Below are 20,253 nucleotides of genomic sequence, written 5' to 3'. Positions count from 1 at the left end.
GACGACCAGGCCCGGGATCGCGGTCTTCTCGAGTCGAGGCAGTGTCTCGAGGGAGGGCGGCGTGCTCACTACTGGCCCTTCTGGGCGTAGGTCGCCTCGACCGCTTCCTTCGCCGGACGCCACCAGTCGCCGTGCGCCTGGTACCACTCGATCGTGTTGGCCAGACCGGACTCGAAGTCCTGGAACTTCGGCGCCCAGCCGAGCTCCTGGCGGAGCTTGCCGGACTCGATGGCGTAGCGCAGGTCGTGACCGGCGCGGTCGGTGACGTGGTCGAAGGCGTCCTGGGGCTGGCCCATCAGCTTGAGGATGAGCTGCACGACCTCGAGGTTGTTCTTCTCGCCGTCGGCGCCGATGAGGTAGGTCTCGCCGATCCGGCCCTTCTCGAGGATCGTCCGGACCGCGGACGAGTGGTCCTCGGCGTGGATCCAGTCGCGCACGTTCTCCCCCGAGCCGTAGAGCTTGGGGCGGATCCCGTCGATGACGTTGGTGATCTGGCGCGGGATGAACTTCTCGATGTGCTGCCAGGGTCCGTAGTTGTTCGAGCAGTTGGAGACGGTCGCGCGTACGCCGAAGGAGCGGACCCACGCCCGGACCAGGTGGTCGGACCCCGCCTTGGACGCGGAGTAGGGCGACGACGGGTTGTAGGGCGTGTCCTCGGTGAACCGCTTCGGGTCGTCGAGCTCCAGGTCGCCGTACACCTCATCGGTGGAGACGTGGTGCAGGCGCCTGTCGTGCTTGCGGACCGCTTCGAGGATGGTGAACGTGCCCAGGATGTTGGTGCGGATGAACGGGGAGGGGTCGTTGAGCGAGTTGTCGTTGTGCGACTCGGCGGCGAAGTGGACGACGGCGTCGTGCTGCGCGACGAGCGGGTCCACGACGTCCGGCTCGGCGATGTCGCCGACGACCAGGGAGACGCGGTCCTCGGGGAGCCCGGCCAGGGCTTCCTTGCTGGCCGCGTAGGTCATCTTGTCGAGCACCGTCACCCGCGCGTCGGTCTCCCGCACCAGGTGGTGGACGAAGTTGGAGCCGATGAACCCGGCGCCGCCGGTCACGAGAAGTCGCTGCATGGCCGCGATCCTAGAGGGCGAAGCGGGTTCAGCGGGCAGTGAGGGCCAGCCGCGGGGACTCGTCGAGCGCATCGACGGTCCAGGTCGCGGAGCGAGGCCCGGACGCACTCCACCCCGCCGGCAGGGAGTCGATCTCGAAGCCGCCCGGGAAGTGGACGCTGGCGCTCACCGACTGCCCCCGGACCATGCCCTGGGGATCGAGGTCGAGGCGATAGGTCAGCGCGTCACCGTTGCGCACGGCAGCGGCGGGCACGTCGTACTCCAGACGCAGGACGTGTCGCTCCTGTGGATCGAAGGCGATCGTGTGCCGGACGTAGGGCCGGCCGAAGTAGTCGCCGACGACGAAGTCGATGGGCGCGCCGTCCACCGACACCGCCTCGACCTCGGCGCCGCGGGGCAGGAAGTTGCCGACCGACTGCGTGGCGAAGCGGGTGGTGTAGCCCTGTCCGTAGTCGGGCTCGTCGCTGACGTAGGGCGGGCTGTCGTTGTGGATCTCCACCTCGACGGCCACCCGTGCGCTGCCGTCCGGCCGCAGGCGTACGTCGGAGCGGACCTGTCGCGACTGCCAGTAGTCGCTCTTGCTGGGCACGACGTTCTGGGTGAACACGCCGAGGTAGTCGTTCTCGGTCGCCGACAGGTCACCGGTGACCGCCATCCCGGAGAGGGCCCGCTGGGGGTCCTGGTCGCGGAAATAGGCAGCGAAGTGCCGGCCACGAGCCGCTTCGGTCAGCACCTCGATCTTGTCCGGGAGCCCACCGGTCTGCAGGAGTCTCTCCACGAACAGCGGGACCAGGGCCCGGTTGGCGGCCTTGCGCTCGGAGACCTCGGTGAACCGGTCGTAGCTCCCGACCAACGTCTCGACGAGGTTGTCCGCATCGACCCGACCGTAGCCCGGGACCTCCATCGGCCCGGTGAGTCCGGCCAGGCGCGCCAGCGCAATGACGTCGACCGCGAAGAGGCCGGCCATGTTGCGCCCCCGGATGCTGCGCCACGCGTTCAGCGTCTCCTCGCCGGCGACCGGCCACGAGGGCGGGATCGTCGCGTTGAGCAACCGCATGCGCCCCTTGTGGAACGGGTTGCCCTTGACCTTGCGCCAGTAGCGCGGCTGGAAGGCCGCGCGGTTGGACTCGGTGTCGACCGCCTCCTCGAACTCGATGCGGCCGTCGAGCACGGTGATCGGCGTAAGCGTGAGCGGAGTGCCGCCGGAGTAGCGCAGCTCGGCGGGGTTGAGGATCGCCACGAGGTACTTCCGCTCGCCCTCCGCGCCCAGGATGTCGGGCAGCTCACGCACCAGCGGCATCGTGGCGTCGAGGTTGTCGTAGATCGGGTCCACCTGGGCCAGTGCCTCGTCCCGGGCGGTCTCGAGCCGCGCCGAGCCCGGGCCGGTCGCCTCGATGCCCCCCAGCTCTGCACGCGCGGTCGCCAGCTGTTCGTGGGCCTCCCTCGCGTTGTCCACGAGTCTGCGGAGGGTGGGGATGTCCACCTCGCCGTTGGTGAAGAAGGTGGAGTCGGGGCCGGTGATCTCGGGGTAGGTGTCGGCCCCCAGCTCGGCCACGGTGGTCACCGCGTCGAGGGCGTCGCCGAGGTGGCGTATGTCGCGGACGCTCGTCCCAACGACCGGCACCCACTGACCGAGGAACCCCACTGGTCCCTGCACGCCGATCTGGACCGTCTCGACATCGTCGCGGGCTCGGCCAACAGCGGCGGTGGCGCCCTTATGGTCTCCGGACTCCATCGCCGTCCTCGCCGCGGCCAGCTCCGCCCGGGCCGCGTCCGCAGCGCCGGGGACGCGGGCCACCGAGAAGCCGAGAGCCCCCATGCCGATCAGCGCGGCGAGGAGCACGATGGGCTTGCGCAGCCGGGACAGGAGGGACACGGCGGTCATCCTCGCAGGGAGGCGGTGGCCGCGACCTCGAAAGACCGGGAGTCGACCGCGCCCGGACGCCCGGGCGATCGCGTTGGCACCGAGCCGGGCCATAGGGTGCCTGCATGCGGGGAATCATTCTGGCCGGCGGAACGGGGTCGCGACTCCACCCGATCACCCAGGGAATCAGCAAGCAGCTGGTGCCGGTCTACGACAAGCCGATGATCTACTACCCGCTGTCGACGCTGATGCTGGCGGGGATTCGCGACGTCCTGATCATCACGACGCCGCACGAGGCCGAGGGCTTCGACCGGTTGCTCGGTGACGGGTCGCAGTTCGGCATCAGCATCACGTTCGCCGTACAACCCAGTCCCGACGGGCTGGCCCAGGCGTTCATCATCGGCGCCGACCACGTCGGCGGGGACACCGCCGGCCTCGTGCTCGGCGACAACATCTTCTACGGCACCGGCCTCGGCACCCGGCTGCGTCGCTTCGAGAACCTCCAGGGTGCTGCAGTCTTCGGCTACCACGTGGCTGACCCCACCGCCTATGGCGTGGTCGAGTTCGACGACGAGGGCCACGCGCTCTCGCTCGAGGAGAAGCCGGCCCACCCCAAGAGCCACTTCGCCGTGCCGGGGCTCTACTTCTACGACAACGACGTGATCGGCTACGCCAAGGACCTCCAGCCGTCGCCGCGTGGAGAGCTCGAGATCACCGACCTCAACCGCATCTACCTCGAGCAGGGTCGCCTCCAGGTCGAGGTGCTGCCCCGCGGCACGGCCTGGCTCGACACCGGCACCTTCGACTCCCTCAATGACGCCAGCAACTTCGTGCGCACCATCGAGGGCCGCCAGGGCTTCAAGATCGGCGCACCGGAAGAGGTCGCCTGGCGGATGGGGTTCCTCTCTGACGCCGAGCTGGCCGAGCGCGCCGAGCCGCTCGTCAAGAGTGGGTACGGCGCCTACCTCCTCGGCCTCCTCGCCGAGCAGGCGGGGGAGTAGACCAGGGGCACGTTCAATTCCCCCGGGTAGCCGGGGGAATCGAACGTTCGCGGGTGTTGCAACACGTGGGATGGTGACGGAAACCGGGTGAGGTCACGTCGCCCCGGCGGCGAGGTCCGCCGCGACCAAGGCAGCCACCACGTCCTCGAAACCGAGGGTCGGGGCCCAGCCGAGCGCCTCCCGGGCGTGCGACGCGTCGCCCACCAGCGCGGTAGCGTCGGCCGGCCGGGTCAACCCGGAGTCGCTCGAGACGAGGTGCTCCCAGTCCGCGATCCCGGCGCAGCGGAAGGCGACCTGCGCGAAGTCCCGGACGGTGTGGCCGACCCCGGTGGCGATGACGTAGTCGTCGGGCGCCTCGGTGCGGGCCGCGCGGACCATCGCGTCGACGTAGTCCGGAGCCCAGCCCCAGTCACGTCGGGCGTCGAGGTTGCCGAGCACCAGCCCGCTCGCACGCCCCTGCGCGATGGCCGCCACCCCCGCGGTGATCTTGCGGGTGACGAAGCGGGTCGGTCGACGCGGCGACTCGTGGTTGTAGAGGATCAGGCTCGAGGCATGGAGCCCGCGCTGGCGCTGGACGGCGACCGACAGGTGGGCGTAGGCCTTCGCTGCGCCGTACGGGTTGAGCGGGCGGACCGGCGTCTGCTCGGACTGGGGCATCTGGTCGGGCTCGCCGAAGATCTCCGCGCTCGACGCCTGGACGACGCGGACGTGCTCGCCCACCTGCCGGGCGGACTCCAGGAGGGCGACCGCCGCGTGGCCGTTGACCCGGCTGACGAGGTCGGGCTCGGCCCAGGACTGGGCCACCGAGCTGATCGCGGCCAGGTTGTAGACCTCGTCGGGGGCGAGGTCGAGGACGAGCCGACGCGTCGCCGCGACGTCGGCCAGGTCGCCGACGTGCAGGGTCACCTCGGGCGGGCAGTACGGCGGCTGGGCCTCGTCGTGCAGCACGAGCGCGTGCACCTCCGTGCCCTCGGCGAGCAGCCGCTCGGCGAGGTAGCTGCCGTCCTGGCCGCCGATCCCCGTGACGAGCGCCCGGGTCACGAGGTGCTCACCAGCCGGCCTTCAGCGCGGCGAGGTCCGCGTCGACCATCATGGTCACGAGCTCCTCGAAGCCGACCTTGGGCTTCCACCCCAGCACCTGGTGCGCCTTGGTCGAGTCGCCGATCAGCAGGTCGACCTCCGCGGGACGCATGAAGCCCGGGTCCTGGCGGACGTACCTGGACCAGTCCGGGATCCCCACGTGGTTGAACGCGACGTCGAGCAGTTCCTCGATGGAATGGGTCTCGCCGGTGGAGATGACGTAGTCGCCGCCCTCGGGCTGCTGCAGCATCAGCCACATCGCCTCGACGTAGTCGCCGGCGAAGCCCCAGTCGCGGCGGGCGTCGAGGTTGCCCATGACGAGCTCGCGCTGCTGCCCGAGCTTGATGGCGGCAACGGCCTTGCTGACCTTGCGGGTGACGAACTCCTCGCCCCGGCGCGGCGACTCGTGGTTGAACAGAATGCCGGAGCTGGCGTGCATGCCGTAGGACTCGCGGTAGTTGATGGTCATGTGGTGGCCGTAGACCTTGCTGACGCCGTACGGCGAACGCGGCCACAACAAGGTCTGCTCGTTCTGCGGGACCTGCTGGGCCTTGCCGAACATCTCCGAGCTCGACGCCTGGTAGAACCGCACGGCCGAGGGGTCGTCACCGGCCTGCAGGCGGACCGCCTCCAGCATGTTGAGCACGCCGATGGCCGTGACGTCACTGGTGATGAAGGCGTTCTCCCAGGAGTAGGCCACGAAGCTGACGGCGCCCAGGTTGTAGACCTCGTCGGGCTGGCTGACGCGCAGTGCCCGCATCAGGCTGGACAGGTCGGTGAGGTCTCCGTTGTGGAGCCGGACGTCGGGGACCAGCGTCTCGACCAGCGCGCGGCGGGGGTTGTTCTGGCCGCGGATGACGCCGTGGACCTCGTACCCCTTCGCCAGCAACATCTCGGCGAGGTAGAGGCCGTCCTGGCCGGTGATCCCGGTGATGAGGGCCGTGGGCCTTGCAGTCGACATGGTGCCCAGTGTGGCAGCGTCCGCTCGGTGGGCTGTCAGGCATGAAGATCCTCGTCTGCGGTGGCGCCCGCTGCATCGGTTCGCACACCGATCGTCGGCTCGTCAAGGCCGGCCACGACGTGATGATCGTCCACAACTTCAAGACCCCGAGGGATACGCCGGCTGAGAACTGCCTCAGTCGTGCGTCGGTTCGGGCCACTAAGTTGTGCCCATGCCCCTCGACCCCCAGCTCAAGGCCATGCTCGACTTCATCGCTCTCCTCGGACAGCCGACGATCGAGGCAGGAACGCCCGAGGAGGGACGCAAGGCGATGCGGGCGATGTCGGTCGACCTCGTCAAGCCCGAGGACATCGTGCCGGTGGGCTCGGTCTCGTCCCTGATGGTCCCCGGCGGCGCGGGCGAGCGTGAGGCGCGGCTCTACAAGCCCGAGGGCGACGGCCCGTGGGACACCCTCGTCTACCTGCACGGCGGCGGCTTCGTCGTCGGCGACCTCGACACCCACGACCAGACGTGTCGCCGGTTGTGCCGCGACGCGGACCTGGCGGTGCTCAGCGTCGACTACCGGCTCGCCCCGGAGCACCCCTTCCCGGCCGGGTTGGACGACGCGCAGACGGCGACCGAGTGGGCGGCTGCCCACCTCAGCGACCTCGGTGGTGCCGAGCGGCTGGCGATCGGCGGCGACAGCGCAGGCGCCAACCTCTCGGCCGTGGTCGCGCAGCACCTCGGCGACGTCCTGACCGCCCAGCTCCTCATCTACCCGGTCACGGACGGCCTCGGTGACTACCCGTCCAGGGTCGACAACGCCGAGGGCTACTTCCTCACCGCGGCGATGATGGACTGGTTCGGCAGCCACTACGTCCCCTCCGACCTCGACCTCGAGGCCGAGCTCGCCCGCGTCGCGCCCCTGCACGGGGACGTGTCGGAGGTGGCGCCGGCGCTGGTCGTGACGGCCGAGTTCGACCCGCTGCGCGACGAGGGTGAGGCGTACGCCGACGCGTTGCGCTCGGCCGGGGTGCACGTCGACCAGGTCCGCTACGACGGGATGATCCACGGCTTCTGCGACATGGTGACCCTGAGCGCGGGAGCCGCCGATGCGGTCGCGGACGTGAACGCCCGCTTCAAGGCGCTGCTGGACAGCTAGCCCAGGACAGGCTCCCCGCGGACCGCGACCAGTGGTGGCCGATGGCCCGCGATCGACGACACCATGTCGAGCACCTGGCGTGTGGCCAGCACATCGTGCGAACGGAACAGACACACACCCATCCATGCGGCGACGGCTGTGGCCCCCAGGCTTCCGAAGAGACGGTCCTCCACCGGAAGGTCCAGCGTCTCGCCCACGAAGTCCTTGCGCGAGATCGCTTGCATCACCGGATGGCCCAGAGCCACGATTCGTGGCGTGGCACGTAGGACAGCCAGAGAGTGCCGAGTCGTCTTCCCGAAGTCCAACGTGGGGTCCAGCAGGACGCGATTCGCCGGGATGCCCGCTTGCGCTGCTCTGGCCGCACCTTCGAGCAGCGTCGCAACCACGTCGTCCACGACGCCATCGGGCTCAGGCCCATAGGTGACGTCGACCGGGTCGGTCCTGGGAGGGAGGCCGCCTGTGTGGGAGCACACGATCGCCGCCGAGCACTCGGCGGCGGCGAAGACCAGCTCCGGATCAGCGCCGGCCCACGTGTCGTTGACGATGTCAATGCGGAGGTCGCTCAGCGCCGAAACGACCTCGGACCGCCAGGTGTCGACCGACACCAGCAGTTCCGGGAAGCGGTCCCTCAGTGCCGTCAGCACGGGGAGCAGTCGAGATATCTCCTCGTCCGCGCTGACGGGCGCGCCCACTTGACCTGCGCGTACGGCGCCCAAGTCCACGATGTCGGCCCCGTCGGCGACAGCTCCATCCACCGCTGCCATGGCTGCGTCAAGGTTCCGAGAGCGCGCCGGCGGGTAAAACGAGTCCTTGGTCAGATTGACGATGGCCATGATGCCGGGTGCGCCTTCTGTGAACGGACGTCCACGGAGGACAAGCGGGGTGGCTAGGGTTTGCACCCGCGAAGACTAGCGAGGGAAGGAGGCGAGGGTGGCACAACAACCTTTTGGGCAATCCGTGCTCGCGTCATTGCTGGATCCTTTCGAACCAGTCACGTTCTACGAGTCGCTCCGACGTGAACTGGGGAATATGCAGTTGGTCGGAGTCGATCGCCGGGGCCCTGTGAGCTCGCTCGCGTGGCGTGCCCGGATGGAGAGGCTGCCACTGGTCCCAGCGGTCCCGGATGATGGCATCGAGGCTCTCTGGTTCCACGGCCAGAGACTGCGGTACGACTTCCGGTTCAGCGAGCTGGCCACGACCGCCCACAGCTGGCGCCAGGCCGGAGTCGACGACGACCTGGTGCTGGCGCTGAGAATTTTTGCCCTGTCAGGGCAGGGGGAGGCGCGCATCGCCTCGCACGTGAGCCGCATCGCGCAGCTGCCCACAGCGAATCGTCAGACACGCCAGGTGTTGCTGCACGCGCTGTGGGTCTCCGTGGCCGACAAGGATGCGGAGGAGCTCTTGGGCTTGGCCGCGGAAATCACGGATCTGGGCGAGGACGACTCCCATGTGTACTTCCGCCGAGCGAGTTCCTTTCGGCGACTCGATCGACCGGACGAGGCGCGTCGCGAGATCGATCGCGCCCTTGCGGCCTTGCCAGCGGGGGAGAACGAGGTGCACCAGGACTACGTACGTGAGCGGGAGCTCATCGGGGTCAGTGAGGCGTTGGACCGCCGGGTGGAGACATCCCTGAAGCGGATACAGCTGATGGAGGATCAGCTCGCTGGCGACGTAAGCGTTCCCAGGATGCACTCGAGGCACGCGTGGCGGAAGCCGAGGAACTGGTCCGCGATGGCCTCGTCCGCTCGATGGAGCTCCTCGGACTCTTCCTGGCACTCACGGGTTTCATCGTTGGGACTGCCACGACGGCGACGTCGGCCGGGACCTATTGGATGCTGTTGCTAGCGATGGGGTGTCTACTCCTGGGAACGTTCAGCCTGCTCCTCATGATGCGGTGGGTGACGCGGGGCGAGAAGGGTGCTCGAACCAGTCGGAAGGTGCCGTCATCGCTTCCTTGAGCCTGGGTGCCCTGACCGACCTCGACGACGACGCCCTGCGCGCCCTCTACGAGCCTCCCCGGACCCCGTGGCTGCGGGTCAACTTCGTCAGCACCCTCGACGGCGCCTCGCAGGGCTCCGACGGGCTGAGCAAGGGCATCAACAACGCCGCTGACAAGCGGGTGTTCGACATATTGAGGTCCCGGGCTGATTGCCTGATCGTGGGCGCAGGTACGTTGCGTGCCGAGGGGTACGACGTCCCTCCCTTGCCGCTCGTCGTGGTCAGCCGATCCGGCGAGTTGCCCGAGGGACTGATGCACGCATCTGCTGGCCGGGTGACGATGGCGACCGTCGCACACGCGCCACACCTCGCCCGGAGCCGCTCACTGCTGGGTCCGGACGGGGTGATCGTCCTGGGGGAGGAGACTGTCGACCTCGTGGCTTTGAAGTCGGTGCTGGCCGAGCGCGGTTGGGTCGACCAGCTCTGCGAGGGCGGGCCGGCGCTCTTCGGGTCGATGCTCCAGGCGGGCATCGTCGACGAGCTGTGCCTCACCACCGTGCCGCGTCTGGTCGCCGGGACGGCGATCCGGATCGCCGGTGGGGTGGACGTCGACGTACGCCTGCGACCGGAAGTCCTGCTCGAGGAGGACGGCACCCTGCTCGGACGCTGGCTCGTCAACTGAGCACGCCCAGCTCCGCCGTCAGCTGAGCGCGCTCAGCAAGGCCTTGGTGAAGGCCGGGATGTCGTCGGGGTTGCGCGACGTGATCAGGTTGCCGTCCTCGACGACCTCCTCGTCGACCCAGTCGCCGCCGGCGTTGCGGATGTCGGTCTGCAGGCTGGGCCAGGACGTGAGCCGTCTGCCCTCGACGACCCCGGCCTCGACCAGGGCCCAGGCCGCGTGGCAGATCGACGCGACCGGCTTGCCGGAGTCCACGAAGGCCTTCACGAACGCGACGGCGCCCTCGTCGGTGCGCAGGGCGTCGGGGTTGGCGACGCCTCCGGGGAGGACGAGGGCGTCGTAGTCACTCGGGTCGGCGTCGGCGACGGTCTTGTCCACCGGCCTCGTCTCCGCCTTGTCGAGGTGGTTGTAGAGCTGGACCTCACCGGACTCCGGGGAGATGAGCTCGGCGGTGTGGCCGGCGCCGGTGACGGCGTCCCAGGGCTCGGTCAGCTCGACGGCCTCGATGCCCTCGGCTGCGGTCAGGAATGCGATTCGCTTCGTCATGGTCCCACCGTTGCCCGATCGTCGGGGGCGAGGCAACCCACCTGCGGGTGGGACCGCCGCCTAGGGTCGTCCCATGACCTTTCCGACAGACACCGTCGTCGCCGTCCTGGGTGGGACCGGTCCGCAGGGCCGCGGGCTCGCACGTCGCTTCGCCCAAGCGGGCGTCACCGTCGTGCTCGGCAGCCGCACTGCCGACAAGGCGGAGGGCATCGCCGCCGAGCTGGCCGACGCCACCGGCGGCGCGGTGACCGGCGCCAGCAATGCCGACGCGGCGGCCGCGGGGGACGTGGTCCTGGTCGTGGTGCCGTGGGACGGGCACAAGGAGCTGCTCGAGTCGCTGCGCGGACCTCTGGCCGGCAAGATCGTCGTGGACTGCGTCAACCCGCTCGGCTTCGACAAGCAGGGTCCCTACGCGCTGGACGTCGAGGAGGGCTCGGCGACCCAGCAGGCGGCTGCGATCCTCACCGAGAGCCGGGTGCTGGGCGCCTTCCACAACGTGAGTGCGGTGCTGCTGGAGGACCCCGAGGTCGAGCGGGTGGAGACCGACGTCCTGGTCCTCGGCGACGACCGGGAGGCCACCGACCTGGTCCAGGCCCTGGCGGACACGATCCCGGGCGTTCGAGGGGTGTACGGCGGACGCATCCGCAACGCCCACCAGGTCGAGGCCTTCACCGCCAACCTCATCGCGATGAACCGACGCTACAAGTGTCACGCCGGCATCCGCGTCACCGACGTGTGAGGGAATGCGGGCTGCGCGCCGGAGGTTGCGACCGGACGTGGCCCAGACCGTGACGAGTGCTGTGAAGGCGCCGGACGACGCGAGGCGGGTGTCGCTGCTCCTCGGTCTGCTCTTCGGCCTCGCCGGCATGGGCTCGTCGTCAGCCGCGATCGCGCTCCCGCTCATGGCTCCCGACCTGGGCGTCAGCGTCGGGTCGGCCGCGTGGAGCATCAGCCTCTACGTGCTGATGCTCGCGGTCACCACAGCCGTCTACGGCCGCGTGAGCGACCTGGTCGGCGTACGCCTCCCGCTCGTCTTCGGCATCACGCTGATGACCGTCGGCGCCGTCGCGGCTGCACTGGCCCCGACCTTCGAGGTGCTGCTGGTGGCCCGGCTCTTCCAGGGCGCCGGTGCCGCTGCCGTGCCCACCCTGGGCGTGGCGGCCCTCAGTGCGCGCTACGACGGATCCGTGCGCGGCCTGGCACTCGGTCGTCTCGCCGGCGTCGCTGCCGCGGTCAGCTGCCTGGGGCCGCTCGTCGGCGGACTCGTCGAGCACGCACTCGGCTGGCGCGCCGTGATGGCGCTGCCCGTCCTGGGCGTCCTGGTACTGCCCTTCCTGTGGCGCGCGCTCGTGGGCGGCGGGACCGGTGCCCGCCTCGACATCATCGGCGCGGTTCTCGTGGCCGCCACCGCCGGCGGCCTCGTGCTGCTGGTGCAGTCGCCGACCAGCGGCCTGACCATCGCCACCATCGGGGCCCTCCTCCTCATCCTGGGCGCGCCCCTCGTGGCCCTCCGCGTGCGCCACCGGCCCCACGGCTTCCTCCCGGTGTCCGTGGTCCGCAACGGGGTCGTGGTGCGTTCGGCGATCGCCGCCGCGTCGGTGCCGGCGTCGTGGTTCGCCCTGCTCGTCGGCGTCCCGGCGGTGCTCGTCGGCGCCGGCTGGGAGCCGTGGGAGGTCGGCCTCCTCCTCGTGCCGAGCGCGGCCGTCGCGCTGCTGGTGCCGCGTGTGGCGGGGCCCCTCCTGGAGCGCATCGGCGCCTCCTGGTGCCTCGTGCTCTCCGGGATCGTCGCGGCAGCGACCCTGCTCCTCGCTGCGCTGGGCACCCACCTGTTTGCGCCGATCCCGGTGGGACTCGCGGTCGCGCTGGCCACGGTGTCCTTCGGGATCGGCCAGCCCGCGCTCATCGCGCTCGTTGGCGCAGCGGTGCCTGCCGACGTCCGTGGCGTCGCCCTCGGCATCGCCACCCTGCTCTTCCTCGTCGGTGGCAGCGTGGGCTCGGCGGTGGTGGCCGGGCTGGGCGAGGTGATCGGGATACCGGGCAGCTTCGCGGCCCTCGCCGTGCTCCCCGCCCTCGGCCTGCTCTTCCTCGTGCCCGAGCTACGTCGCCCCGCCTCGTAGGCTCGGCGTCGTGAAGACGCCGTCGTACGCCGCACGGGACCGCTCCACCTGGAGGACCGCAGCGATCTGGAGCGCCGGTTTCGTCGCGGCCCTGTGGGTCTCGGAGATCATCGACACGGTGCTGGACAACCGCCTCGACGCCGAGGGGATCCGGCCGAACAGCCCCGAAGGGCTGAGCGGGATCCTGGTCGCGCCGCTGCTCCACAGCGGCTTCGGGCACCTGATGGCCAACACGCTGCCGCTGCTCGTGCTCGGGTTCCTGGTGCTGCTCGCGGGGCTGCGTCAGTGGCTCGCCGTGACGGCGATCGTGTGGGTGGTCGGTGGCGTCGGCACGTGGGTCACCGGGGGTGAGGGCACGGTGCACCTCGGCGCCTCCGGGCTCGTCTTCGGCTGGCTGACCTACTTGCTCCTGCGAGGGTTCTTCACCCGCAACGCCGTGGAGATCCTCGTCGGGGTCCTCGTGTTCTTCGTCTACGGCGGGGTGCTGCTCGGTGTGCTGCCGGGCCAGCCCGGCATCTCCTGGCAGGGGCACCTCTTCGGGGCGCTGGGCGGTGCGTTGGCGGCGTGGTGGCTGCCGACGAGGCGGCCTGCGGCGTACGCACTCGGCCGATAGGTCTCAGCCGATGGTGCCGGCGTTGTCCTTGGCGAGCGACCGCGAGATCACCATCCGCTGGATCTGGTTGGTGCCCTCGAAGATCTGCATCACCTTGGCCTCGCGCATGAACCGCTCGACCGGGAAGTCGCGGGTGTAGCCGAAGCCGCCGAGGACCTGCACGGCATCGGTGGTGACCTTCATGGCGTTGTCGGTGGCGACCATCTTGGCGATGGAGGCCTCGCGGGAGAAGGGGCGGCCGGCGTCCTTGAGCCTGGCCGCATGGAGGGTCGTCGCGCGGGCCGACTGCACGGCCGCCTCCATGTCGGCGAGCACGAAGGCCAGGCCCTGGTGCTCGATGATCGGCTTGCCGAAGGTCTCGCGTTCTCGGGCATAGGCCACCGCCGCGTCGAGGGCCCCCTGCGCCAGCCCGGTCGCCACGGCCGCGATGCCGAGGCGGCCCGCGTCGAGGCCGGCGAGGGCGATCCGGAGGCCGTCGCCCTCGGCCCCCAGCAGGCGCGAGGCAGGGACCCGGACGTCGTCGAAGCGCATGGTCGCGGTCGCCGAGCCGGTGAGGCCCATCTTCCGCTCCGGCGGGTCGGCGGTGAGCCCCTCGGTGTCGGCCGGCACGAGGAAGCACGAGATGCCGTTGCGGTCGTCGGAGGTGCGGGCCATCACCTTGTAGAAGTCGGCGTGGCCGCCGTGGGTGGTCCAGGCCTTGGCACCGTTGAGGACGTAGGAGTCGCCGTCGCGCCGGGCAGTCGTGCGCATCGCGGCCGGGTCGGAGCCGGCGTGGGCCTCGGAGAGGCAGTAGGCACCGAGCAGCGAGCCACCGAGCATGCCCGGCAGCCACTCGGAGCGCTGCTCGTCGGTGCCGAAGCTCACCAGCCCGAAGCACGACAAGACATGCACCGAGACCCCGACGCCGACCGAGGACCAGACCGCGGCGATTTCCTCGAGCACCTGCAGGTAGACCTCGTAGGGCTGGCCGCCACCGCCGTGCTCCTCGGCGTAGGGCAGGCCCAGCAGGCCTGCGTCCCCGAGCAGCCGGAAGACGTCGCGGGGGAAGGTCTCTTCTGCCTCCGCCTCGGCCGAACGGGGGAGGAGCTCCTTGGTGGCGATCTCGCGGACGAGCTTGAGCAGCTCGACGGCTTCCTCGCTCGGCAGGGTGCGGGAGGCGGTCATGCCCGGCACATTACCGGCGGCGGTAGCGGCGTCGGCTGGCCCTAGGGTGGCTGGCGTGGAAGCGCCGAAGGAGGCCCGGTCGCGGGCGCTGTACACCGTGCTGTGCCTCGGCGCGCTCGGTTTCGTGGTGCTCCTGCTCGGGCCGTGGGGGTGGCAGCTCAACCGGCTGACGGTGCGGCTCTACGTGTTCTTCCGCTCCGACCTTCCGATCGCTCCGGCGGGAGTGCTCCCTGAGCACTACGGAGTGCTGCTCAACGTCGTGCTGTTCGTGCCCCTCAGTGTCGCCTGGGCGTTGCTGACGCGATGGTCGTGGTGGCGGGTGGTGCTCGTCGCGACGGCGAGCTCGGCCCTGGTCGAGCTGGTCCAGGCGGCTCTGCTCGACCGGGAGGGTGGTGTCGGCGACATCGTGGCGAACGGCCTGGGCGCGCTGCTGGGCGCTGTTGCCGTCATGGGCGTACGTCGCCTGCGTGCTCGACGGTGAGGACGCCTGCCGCCACGAGGTCGGTCAGCAGGCGCCGCACGTCGTCAAGGACGTCGTCGACCGCCACCTCGGCCAGCTCGCTCGTGCGGAGGGCGATCTCGTCGACGGTGCCGCCGTCCTGGATCGAGAGCCACACCACGCAGGCCGAGCCCTGGAGGGACAGCGACGGCCCGGCGGGCAACAAGGCGATGTAGGCGTGTGGTTCGTCCCCGTGGTCGAGGTCCTCCCGGCTGACCCAGGCGACGTGCGGGGGGATCAGGAAGCGGGTCACCGGCGAGCCCGCAGATCTGCCACCGCGCGTTGGATCCGCCGCCGCTGGCGCTGGCGGACGTCCTTGCGCGTGGGCTCTCGACCGAGCTCCATCGCGAGGTAGCCGCGGTTGACGCGCACCATGCCCAGCGCCAGCCGCACCCTGGCCCGCACGCCTCGCGCGGACGTCATGCGCGCGCGCCACTCCGAGACCCGGTCCCCGCCCTGGGAGAAGTGCCGCCACAGGTCGTGGTCGGGGTGGTCGCGGTGGAGGTGGAGCTCGTCGAGGGCCGCCGCCAGGGCGACCTCGGCGTCCAGCCGGGCGGCGAGGGCACGGATGGCGTGCTGTTCCGCTTCGGTGCCCTGGTCCCAGGCCCACTCCTTGTCGGAGCCGCGCGGAGTGCGTGCGTAGTGGAGCAGCAGGATGAGCCGCTGCCCGATCCGGTCCGGGACCGGGCACGCGTGGTGGGCAATCAACTGCGTGGCGCCGGCTTCGGCGAGCTCGTCGAAGACCTCCTCGGCCGGGAGGCCTGCCCCGGGCCAGGAGACGTGCACGTCGGCCCAGCCCCAGTGGGGATGCCACCAGTTGGCGGCATGCGCGAACGGCGAGCCGGTCTCGAAGTCCGTCCGCGCCTCCCAGCCGTGGGCCTCCATGGCGTCGATGAGCGCGGACAGGTGGCTGGGACGGACAAGTACGTCGACGTCGGACGAGGTCCGCTCCGGATCGCGCAACCCGGAGAAAATGGCGGGGCCCTTGAGGTGGAGCACATCGGCCCCAGCTGTCTCGGCCAGGTGCTGGACCACGGCGTGCGCCAGGTGCACCCGAGCCGCGGTGGGGATGTCGGCCTCGGCTGAGGCTCTTCCCGGATCCGGCGGCATGGCCTCATGTTGCCACCTAGACTCCGCACATGACGTTCGCGGACCTGGTGCGCCTCGCTCGCGCCCACCAGTGGGCGTTGATCGGCTGCACGGTGCTCGGCGTCCTGATCTCGGTCGGGCTCACCACCCGCGAACCCGTGCTCTACGAAGCGACCTCGACCGGCTACGTGAAGGTCGGCAACGCGCAGAGTGCCGGCGAGGAGATGGGCAACCTCGCCCTCGCCGAGGAGAAGGCCGGCCTCTACGTCGCTCTCGTGTCGACGACCCCGGTCGCTGAGCGTGTTGTGGACGACCTCGGGCTCGGACTGCCGCCCTCTTCGGTGGCGTCCCGTTTCTCGGCGACTGTTGATGCTGCCGGTCTCCTGCGTATCCGTGCGGTCGGCACCACGCCGGAGGAGGCGCGCGACCTGGCGTCGGCCGTCGTCCAGGCCGTCGCGGACGAGGCCGAGGAGCTCGAGAACACCGGCGCGCCCGCTGGCAGGGAACGGTCGAGCCTCGTCACGATCGTGCCGTTCGAAGAGGCCCAGGTCCCGTCGGCTCCGTTCACGCCCGACTACCGCGCAGCTGCGATCAAGGGTGCCGGAGTCGGGTTCGCCCTGGCCGCTGGCCTGATTCTATTGCGGCGTCTTCTCGATCGGCGCATCCGGTCGGTGGGCGATGTCGAAGAGGCCACCGGCGGCTCCGTGGTCGGTGTGATCCCCGAGGTCAACGAGCTCGCGCACCACGCCCGAGGGGTCGAGGGCGACCTGGGACGGGCGGCCGAGGCCTTCCGCCAGCTGCGCACCAACCTGCGCTTCGTCGACGTCGACAAACCACCCCGTCGGATCGTCATCACCAGTGCGCTGCCCGGCGAGGGCAAGTCGACGGTGTCGGCCAACCTCGCCCGACTGGTGGCCCAGACGGGCGAAAAGGTCGTGCTGATCGATGCTGACCTCCGTCGGCCCACGATGGCGAGCACCTTCGGCATCGACGGCCACGTCGGCCTGACCCAGGTAGTCGCGGGGGACGTCGCAGTCAGCCAGGCGCTGGTGGAGTCCGATATCCCCAACCTTTTCCTGCTCCCCTCGGGTCGGATCCCGCCCAACCCCAGCGAGCTCTTGGGTTCGGACCGCATGAGCAGGCTGATCGACACCCTGGCGCTCGACCACCTCGTGCTGCTCGACGCGCCACCGCTCCTGCCGGTGACGGACGCCGGCCTGCTCGCAGCGGCGTGTGACGGCGTGCTCCTCGTGCAGGCGGCTGGCAAGACCCAGATCGAGCACAGCCAGCACTGCCGGCGCATCCTCGACCAGGTCGGGGGGAGGCTGCTCGGCGTGGTGCTCAACAAGGCGCCCCAGAAGGGCCCGATGGCGACTGCCTATGGCGGCTACGGCTATGCCGCTACCGAATACACCGCTTTCGACCCCGGCCCCACCTCCTCGGACGCGAAGGCGCCCCGAGGTGGCCGCCGCTCGGCGAAGGCCACGTAGCCGATCCGTCTGCGCTTGGACGCCGTCAGTACGCGCCGCGCGAGGCCAGGACGGCCCAGACGGTGCGGAACAGGATGGCCACGTCCTGGGTCATCGACCAGTTGTCCACGTAGTAGAGGTCGAGGAGCACGGTGTCCTCCCACGTGAGGTCGGAGCGGCCGGAGACCTGCCACAATCCCGTCATCCCGGGCAGGACGTTGAGCCGACGCAGCATGTCGTCCTCGTAGCGTGCGACTTCGTCCGGCAGCGGCGGGCGGGGGCCGACCAGGCTCATCTCGCCCCGCACCACGTTCCAGAGCTGGGGGAGCTCGTCGAGGGAGAAGCGTCGGATGAAGCGACCCGGGCGGGTGACGCGGGGGTCGTTGGCCATCTTGTAGAGGACGCTCGACTCGTCGCCCGCCGGAAGGAGCCCTTCCGCGTCCACCACCATCGACCGCAGCTTCAGGCACTGGAAGGACTTCCCGTCGCGCCCCACGCGGGTCTGCCGGAACATGCCGGGGCCACCGTCATCGAGACGGATCCACAGCATCATGGCCAGCAGGACCGGGCCGAACAGCACGAGAACCGCCCACGCACCCGCGACGTCGAAGGCACGCTTCGCCGCGCTCCGAGCAGCGCGCGAGCGTGGGCGACCCAGGTGCATGAGGGGTAGTCCCGCGACAGGACGGATCCGCACCCGCTCGCTCGAGACATCGGTGACGTTGGGGGCGACGATGATCTCGACGTTGGAGTGGTCCTCCAGGTCCCACGCCAATCGACGCAGCTCCGTGGAGGACTCCACTGCCCCGGCGGTGAAGACCACGATGTCGACCTCGTGGTCGTCCACGTGCTCTCGAAGGTCGTCGGTGGTGCCGAGGACCGGGATGCCGCCCGACGTCGACTGGATCCCGGCGTAGTCGCTCGGGAGCAGGCAACCTACGACGTCGTACCCGAGCCAGCGCTCGCGGTTGAGCACCACGTTGATCTCACTCACATGTCCCGGGGTGCCTACCAGGAGTACCCGTTGGCTCAGGAGGCCCCGGGTGCGCGCGCGTTGGAGGACGTGCCGGGCCCCCAGCCGGCCCATCAGGAGCAGGGGGATGCCGATGCTGAAGAGCAGGACGAACAGGGCGCGCGACAGCGGTGACTGCGTCAGGAAGGCCCCTACTCCGACGAGCGCGGCGTTTGCCAGTGACGCATTGACGACCAGACGGAACTCATCCATGCCGGCCCCGAAGAGGTCGTTGTCATAGGCGCCCAGCATGACCAGCAGCAGCAGCCACGCGGCGATCAGGAAGATCGCGGGCTGCGCGGTGTTAGCAATCACGTCCGTCGCAGGATCGAAGAGCGGCAGGTCCAACCGGAACCGGATGGCGGCCAGGGTGGCGACCGTGATCATGAGCAGGTCGACGGCAGCCACGGCTCCAGCGATGCGGTTGGTCCGGGCAGGACGACGAGTCACCGCCGCCGGCGCTGCGTCGCCCGCCGGCTCCGGGTCGGGGAGCAGGGAGAGCCCGGGGCTATCGGTGCGGGACACCTGCCAGCACCTCCCCGCTGATCTCGGTCAGGCGCCAGATGAAACGGTCCTCGCTGAACTCATCCGCTCGGGAGCGGATCGTCGCTGGGTCCCACGCGTGCGTGTCGAAGTCCGCCAGTGCGGCCCCGATCGATCTCGCCGTCGGGTGCTCGAAGAACAGGCCGGTGCTGCCCTCGACCACGGTCTCCAGGAACCCGCCGGAGCCGAGGGCCACTGTCGGGACGCCGAACGCCGCGGCCTCCAGTGGGGTCAGGCCGAAGTCCTCATGGCTCGGGCTCACCAACACCCCGGCGCGGGCGTAGACCCAGCGCAGCTGTGCGTCAGTGAGTCCGGAGAGGATCCGCACGTGCCGGTCAGCGAGGGTGCGCAGGCGCGCGGCCTCGGGTCCGTGGCCGATCACGACCAGTGGACGAGCCGTCAGGCGAGCGGCACCGATGGCCGCGTCGACGTTCTTGTAGGCCAGGAGTCGCGACACGACCAGAGCAAACCCGGGGTCCAGGTCGCTGAGCTCGGCCACGGGCTCCTGGGCTGCCGACGGGTCCATGCTGTGCGGCGGATGCAGCACCTCGGCGTCGCGCCCGTAGGTGTCCTGGATGCGACGCTGGACGACGCGGCTGTTGGCGAGGAAGCGGTCGACGGTCTCGGCGGCGCGGCGATCCCAACGGCCCAGCGCCGGCCGCATGGCCAGCAGCGCCGGCCCGAGGTGGTGCCGGCGGGCTGGCCGGCCGAGGTACTCGTCGGTCTGGTACAGCCATCGGGCGGGGTTGTGGCAGTAGACGATCTTGCGGCCGTCCGTGGGGAAGCCGTGCGCCCACCCGCTGCTCGAGGCGACGGTCAGGTCGGCCTCGATCCGCATCCGCGAGGAGGCGGCGGCCAGCAAGGGCAGGGCGAGGCGGTGGTCGCGCCGGAAGAGAGCGACCTCGTTGAGCTTCGAGGTGGTGACGTCGGCGTCACGGAACTCGGGGTAGGTGCTGTCGGGGTCGTACAAGGTCGTGTGGAGAGGAGCACCCGGGAAGGCCTTGAGCATCGCCAGGACGACACGTTCTGCCCCACCGCGCTGGGTGAGGTAGTCGTGGGCGATCGCGATCGCCGACCGCGTCATGGTGCTCCCTGAATCGTGGCTGGACGTGCGCGCCGCGGATCACTCCGTCGGTGCTGCTCCCATCACACGTCAATCGGGGTCGGAGCGTGGTGTTTTCACGATATTCACGACGACTGACGGCTCGTCGAGCGACGTCCGCGCGCTGGCGCGTGCCAGGGCGAATCCGATGGCCAGCGCGGTGGGCAGCTCCAACAAGACCTCGCCGAGGGTCACGCCCATGGCCAAGGTGGCGATCAGAGCAGCTTGGGCGGCAACCGCCGGAACGTCTCCCGCACGAGATCGTGACGAGAGTGCCATGAAGGCAATCGCCATCAGCGCCAGGAGGAGGACGAGCAGCGGCCAGCCGCCCTCCTGGCGAACAGCGAGATAGCTGTTGTGGAAGAAGA

At 70.1% G+C, this 20,253-nt stretch carries 19 protein-coding genes and 1 pseudogene; 8 read left to right on the top strand and 12 right to left on the bottom strand.

The genetic code is table 11. The features are described 5' to 3' along the window. Positions 1-68: 68 nt before the first annotated feature. Positions 69-1,067: a dTDP-glucose 4,6-dehydratase gene (gene rfbB, locus JWN68_RS18670; protein WP_297741783.1), complete on the bottom strand. Its 999-nt coding sequence runs from the start codon at positions 1,065-1,067 to the stop codon at positions 69-71. A 28-nt stretch (positions 1,068-1,095) separates the two neighbouring features. After that, positions 1,096-2,943 (bottom strand): DUF4012 domain-containing protein, encoded by a 1,848-nt coding sequence (locus tag JWN68_RS18665; RefSeq protein WP_297741781.1) that lies wholly within the window; start codon positions 2,941-2,943, stop codon positions 1,096-1,098. 113 nt (positions 2,944-3,056) lie between these two features. Between JWN68_RS18665 and rfbA the strand changes: the two genes are divergently transcribed. Continuing rightward, positions 3,057-3,932: a glucose-1-phosphate thymidylyltransferase RfbA gene (gene rfbA, locus JWN68_RS18660; protein WP_297741779.1), complete on the top strand. Its 876-nt coding sequence runs from the start codon at positions 3,057-3,059 to the stop codon at positions 3,930-3,932. A gap of 93 nt (positions 3,933-4,025) precedes the next feature. On the opposite strand, the gene JWN68_RS18655 is transcribed toward rfbA, so the two are convergent. Together JWN68_RS18655 and gmd are read right to left on the bottom strand one after the other, a co-directional pair. Further along, positions 4,026-4,973: a GDP-mannose 4,6-dehydratase gene (locus JWN68_RS18655; RefSeq protein WP_297741777.1), complete on the bottom strand. Its 948-nt coding sequence runs from the start codon at positions 4,971-4,973 to the stop codon at positions 4,026-4,028. Between the two features lie 7 nt (positions 4,974-4,980). Next, positions 4,981-5,973, bottom strand: a complete 993-nt coding sequence (gmd, locus tag JWN68_RS18650; protein ID WP_297741774.1) for a GDP-mannose 4,6-dehydratase — start codon at positions 5,971-5,973, stop codon at positions 4,981-4,983. Between the two features lie 211 nt (positions 5,974-6,184). On the opposite strand from gmd, the gene JWN68_RS18645 reads away from it, so the two are divergent. Continuing rightward, the gene (locus JWN68_RS18645) at positions 6,185-7,114 is read left to right on the top strand and encodes an alpha/beta hydrolase (RefSeq protein ID WP_297741772.1); all 930 of its coding nucleotides are present in this window, start codon (positions 6,185-6,187) and stop codon (positions 7,112-7,114) included. On the opposite strand, the gene folP is transcribed toward JWN68_RS18645, so the two are convergent. Further along, positions 7,111-7,947 (bottom strand): dihydropteroate synthase, encoded by an 837-nt coding sequence (gene folP, locus JWN68_RS18640; RefSeq protein ID WP_297741770.1) that lies wholly within the window; start codon positions 7,945-7,947, stop codon positions 7,111-7,113. The genes JWN68_RS18645 and folP overlap by 4 nt on opposite strands. Before the next feature lie 1,121 nt (positions 7,948-9,068). Between folP and JWN68_RS18635 the strand changes: the two genes are divergently transcribed. Beyond that, complete coding sequence (locus tag JWN68_RS18635) at positions 9,069-9,734, top strand: dihydrofolate reductase family protein (protein ID WP_297741767.1); 666 nt, start codon at positions 9,069-9,071, stop codon at positions 9,732-9,734. A gap of 18 nt (positions 9,735-9,752) precedes the next feature. Here JWN68_RS18635 and JWN68_RS18630 read toward each other — a convergent pair whose 3' ends face one another. Further along, the gene (locus JWN68_RS18630; protein WP_297741765.1) at positions 9,753-10,277 is read right to left on the bottom strand and encodes a type 1 glutamine amidotransferase domain-containing protein; all 525 of its coding nucleotides are present in this window, start codon (positions 10,275-10,277) and stop codon (positions 9,753-9,755) included. A gap of 73 nt (positions 10,278-10,350) precedes the next feature. Between JWN68_RS18630 and npdG the strand changes: the two genes are divergently transcribed. Genes npdG through JWN68_RS18615 form a run of 3 tightly spaced genes read left to right on the top strand, consistent with a single transcriptional unit; the run spans position 10,351 to position 13,007 of the window. Beyond that, positions 10,351-11,016, top strand: coding sequence for an NADPH-dependent F420 reductase (gene npdG, locus JWN68_RS18625; RefSeq protein WP_297741763.1), 666 nt, complete (start codon positions 10,351-10,353; stop codon positions 11,014-11,016). A gap of 37 nt (positions 11,017-11,053) precedes the next feature. Further along, positions 11,054-12,394, top strand: a complete 1,341-nt coding sequence (locus tag JWN68_RS18620; protein WP_297741761.1) for an MFS transporter — start codon at positions 11,054-11,056, stop codon at positions 12,392-12,394. 10 nt (positions 12,395-12,404) lie between these two features. Beyond that, complete coding sequence (locus JWN68_RS18615; protein WP_297741759.1) at positions 12,405-13,007, top strand: rhomboid family intramembrane serine protease; 603 nt, start codon at positions 12,405-12,407, stop codon at positions 13,005-13,007. Between the two features lie 3 nt (positions 13,008-13,010). On the opposite strand, the gene JWN68_RS18610 is transcribed toward JWN68_RS18615, so the two are convergent. After that, on the bottom strand, positions 13,011-14,171 hold the full coding sequence (locus tag JWN68_RS18610; protein ID WP_297741757.1) for an acyl-CoA dehydrogenase family protein: 1,161 nt from the start codon (positions 14,169-14,171) through the stop codon (positions 13,011-13,013). A 55-nt stretch (positions 14,172-14,226) separates the two neighbouring features. On the opposite strand from JWN68_RS18610, the gene JWN68_RS18605 reads away from it, so the two are divergent. Further along, entirely contained in the window at positions 14,227-14,652 is a 426-nt protein-coding gene (locus JWN68_RS18605) for a VanZ family protein (protein ID WP_297741756.1), read from the top strand. On the opposite strand, the gene JWN68_RS18600 is transcribed toward JWN68_RS18605, so the two are convergent. After that, complete coding sequence (locus JWN68_RS18600; RefSeq protein WP_297741754.1) at positions 14,618-14,923, bottom strand: PqqD family peptide modification chaperone; 306 nt, start codon at positions 14,921-14,923, stop codon at positions 14,618-14,620. The two genes, JWN68_RS18605 and JWN68_RS18600, sit on opposite strands and share 35 nt — an antisense overlap. After that, entirely contained in the window at positions 14,920-15,780 is an 861-nt protein-coding gene (locus JWN68_RS18595) for a nucleotidyltransferase family protein (RefSeq protein ID WP_297741752.1), read from the bottom strand. Before JWN68_RS18595 ends, JWN68_RS18600 begins: the two co-directional genes overlap by 4 nt. Before the next feature lie 29 nt (positions 15,781-15,809). On the opposite strand from JWN68_RS18595, the gene JWN68_RS18590 reads away from it, so the two are divergent. Beyond that, on the top strand, positions 15,810-17,249 hold the full coding sequence (locus JWN68_RS18590; RefSeq protein WP_297741750.1) for a polysaccharide biosynthesis tyrosine autokinase: 1,440 nt from the start codon (positions 15,810-15,812) through the stop codon (positions 17,247-17,249). A gap of 25 nt (positions 17,250-17,274) precedes the next feature. Here the strand turns inward: JWN68_RS18590 and JWN68_RS18585 are convergent, their stop codons facing one another. The 3 genes and pseudogenes from JWN68_RS18585 to JWN68_RS18575 all read right to left on the bottom strand — a co-directional run. After that, positions 17,275-18,765 carry a sugar transferase gene (locus JWN68_RS18585; protein WP_297741748.1) on the bottom strand — a complete coding sequence of 497 codons (1,491 nt, stop codon included), beginning with the start codon at positions 18,763-18,765 and terminating at the stop codon, positions 17,275-17,277. Continuing rightward, complete coding sequence (locus JWN68_RS18580; RefSeq protein WP_297741746.1) at positions 18,749-19,867, bottom strand: glycosyltransferase; 1,119 nt, start codon at positions 19,865-19,867, stop codon at positions 18,749-18,751. The genes JWN68_RS18585 and JWN68_RS18580 overlap by 17 nt, the downstream gene beginning before the upstream one ends. A gap of 69 nt (positions 19,868-19,936) precedes the next feature. Further along, positions 19,937-20,253: pseudogene (locus JWN68_RS18575) on the bottom strand (hypothetical protein); the annotation flags it as partial.

It is taken from the genome of Nocardioides sp. (genome assembly GCF_025964975.1).
Lineage (GTDB): Bacteria > Actinomycetota > Actinomycetes > Propionibacteriales > Nocardioidaceae > Nocardioides.
The sequence above is the reverse complement of the archived record's forward strand: the minus strand, read 5'-3'. Positions and strand labels throughout refer to the sequence as shown.

Coding starts and splice junctions, on each gene's coding strand:
- rfbB (WP_297741783.1), bottom strand. CDS start 1,067: ATGCAGCGACTTCTCGTGACCGGCGGCGCCGGGTTCATCGGCTCCAAC.
- rfbA (WP_297741779.1), top strand. CDS start 3,057: ATGCGGGGAATCATTCTGGCCGGCGGAACGGGGTCGCGACTCCACCCG.
- gmd (WP_297741774.1), bottom strand. CDS start 5,973: ATGTCGACTGCAAGGCCCACGGCCCTCATCACCGGGATCACCGGCCAG.
- JWN68_RS18645 (WP_297741772.1), top strand. CDS start 6,185: ATGCCCCTCGACCCCCAGCTCAAGGCCATGCTCGACTTCATCGCTCTC.
- folP (WP_297741770.1), bottom strand. CDS start 7,947: ATGGCCATCGTCAATCTGACCAAGGACTCGTTTTACCCGCCGGCGCGC.
- JWN68_RS18630 (WP_297741765.1), bottom strand. CDS start 10,277: ATGACGAAGCGAATCGCATTCCTGACCGCAGCCGAGGGCATCGAGGCC.
- npdG (WP_297741763.1), top strand. CDS start 10,351: ATGACCTTTCCGACAGACACCGTCGTCGCCGTCCTGGGTGGGACCGGT.
- JWN68_RS18610 (WP_297741757.1), bottom strand. CDS start 14,171: ATGACCGCCTCCCGCACCCTGCCGAGCGAGGAAGCCGTCGAGCTGCTC.
- JWN68_RS18595 (WP_297741752.1), bottom strand. CDS start 15,780: ATGCCGCCGGATCCGGGAAGAGCCTCAGCCGAGGCCGACATCCCCACC.
- JWN68_RS18590 (WP_297741750.1), top strand. CDS start 15,810: ATGACGTTCGCGGACCTGGTGCGCCTCGCTCGCGCCCACCAGTGGGCG.
- JWN68_RS18580 (WP_297741746.1), bottom strand. CDS start 19,867: ATGACGCGGTCGGCGATCGCGATCGCCCACGACTACCTCACCCAGCGC.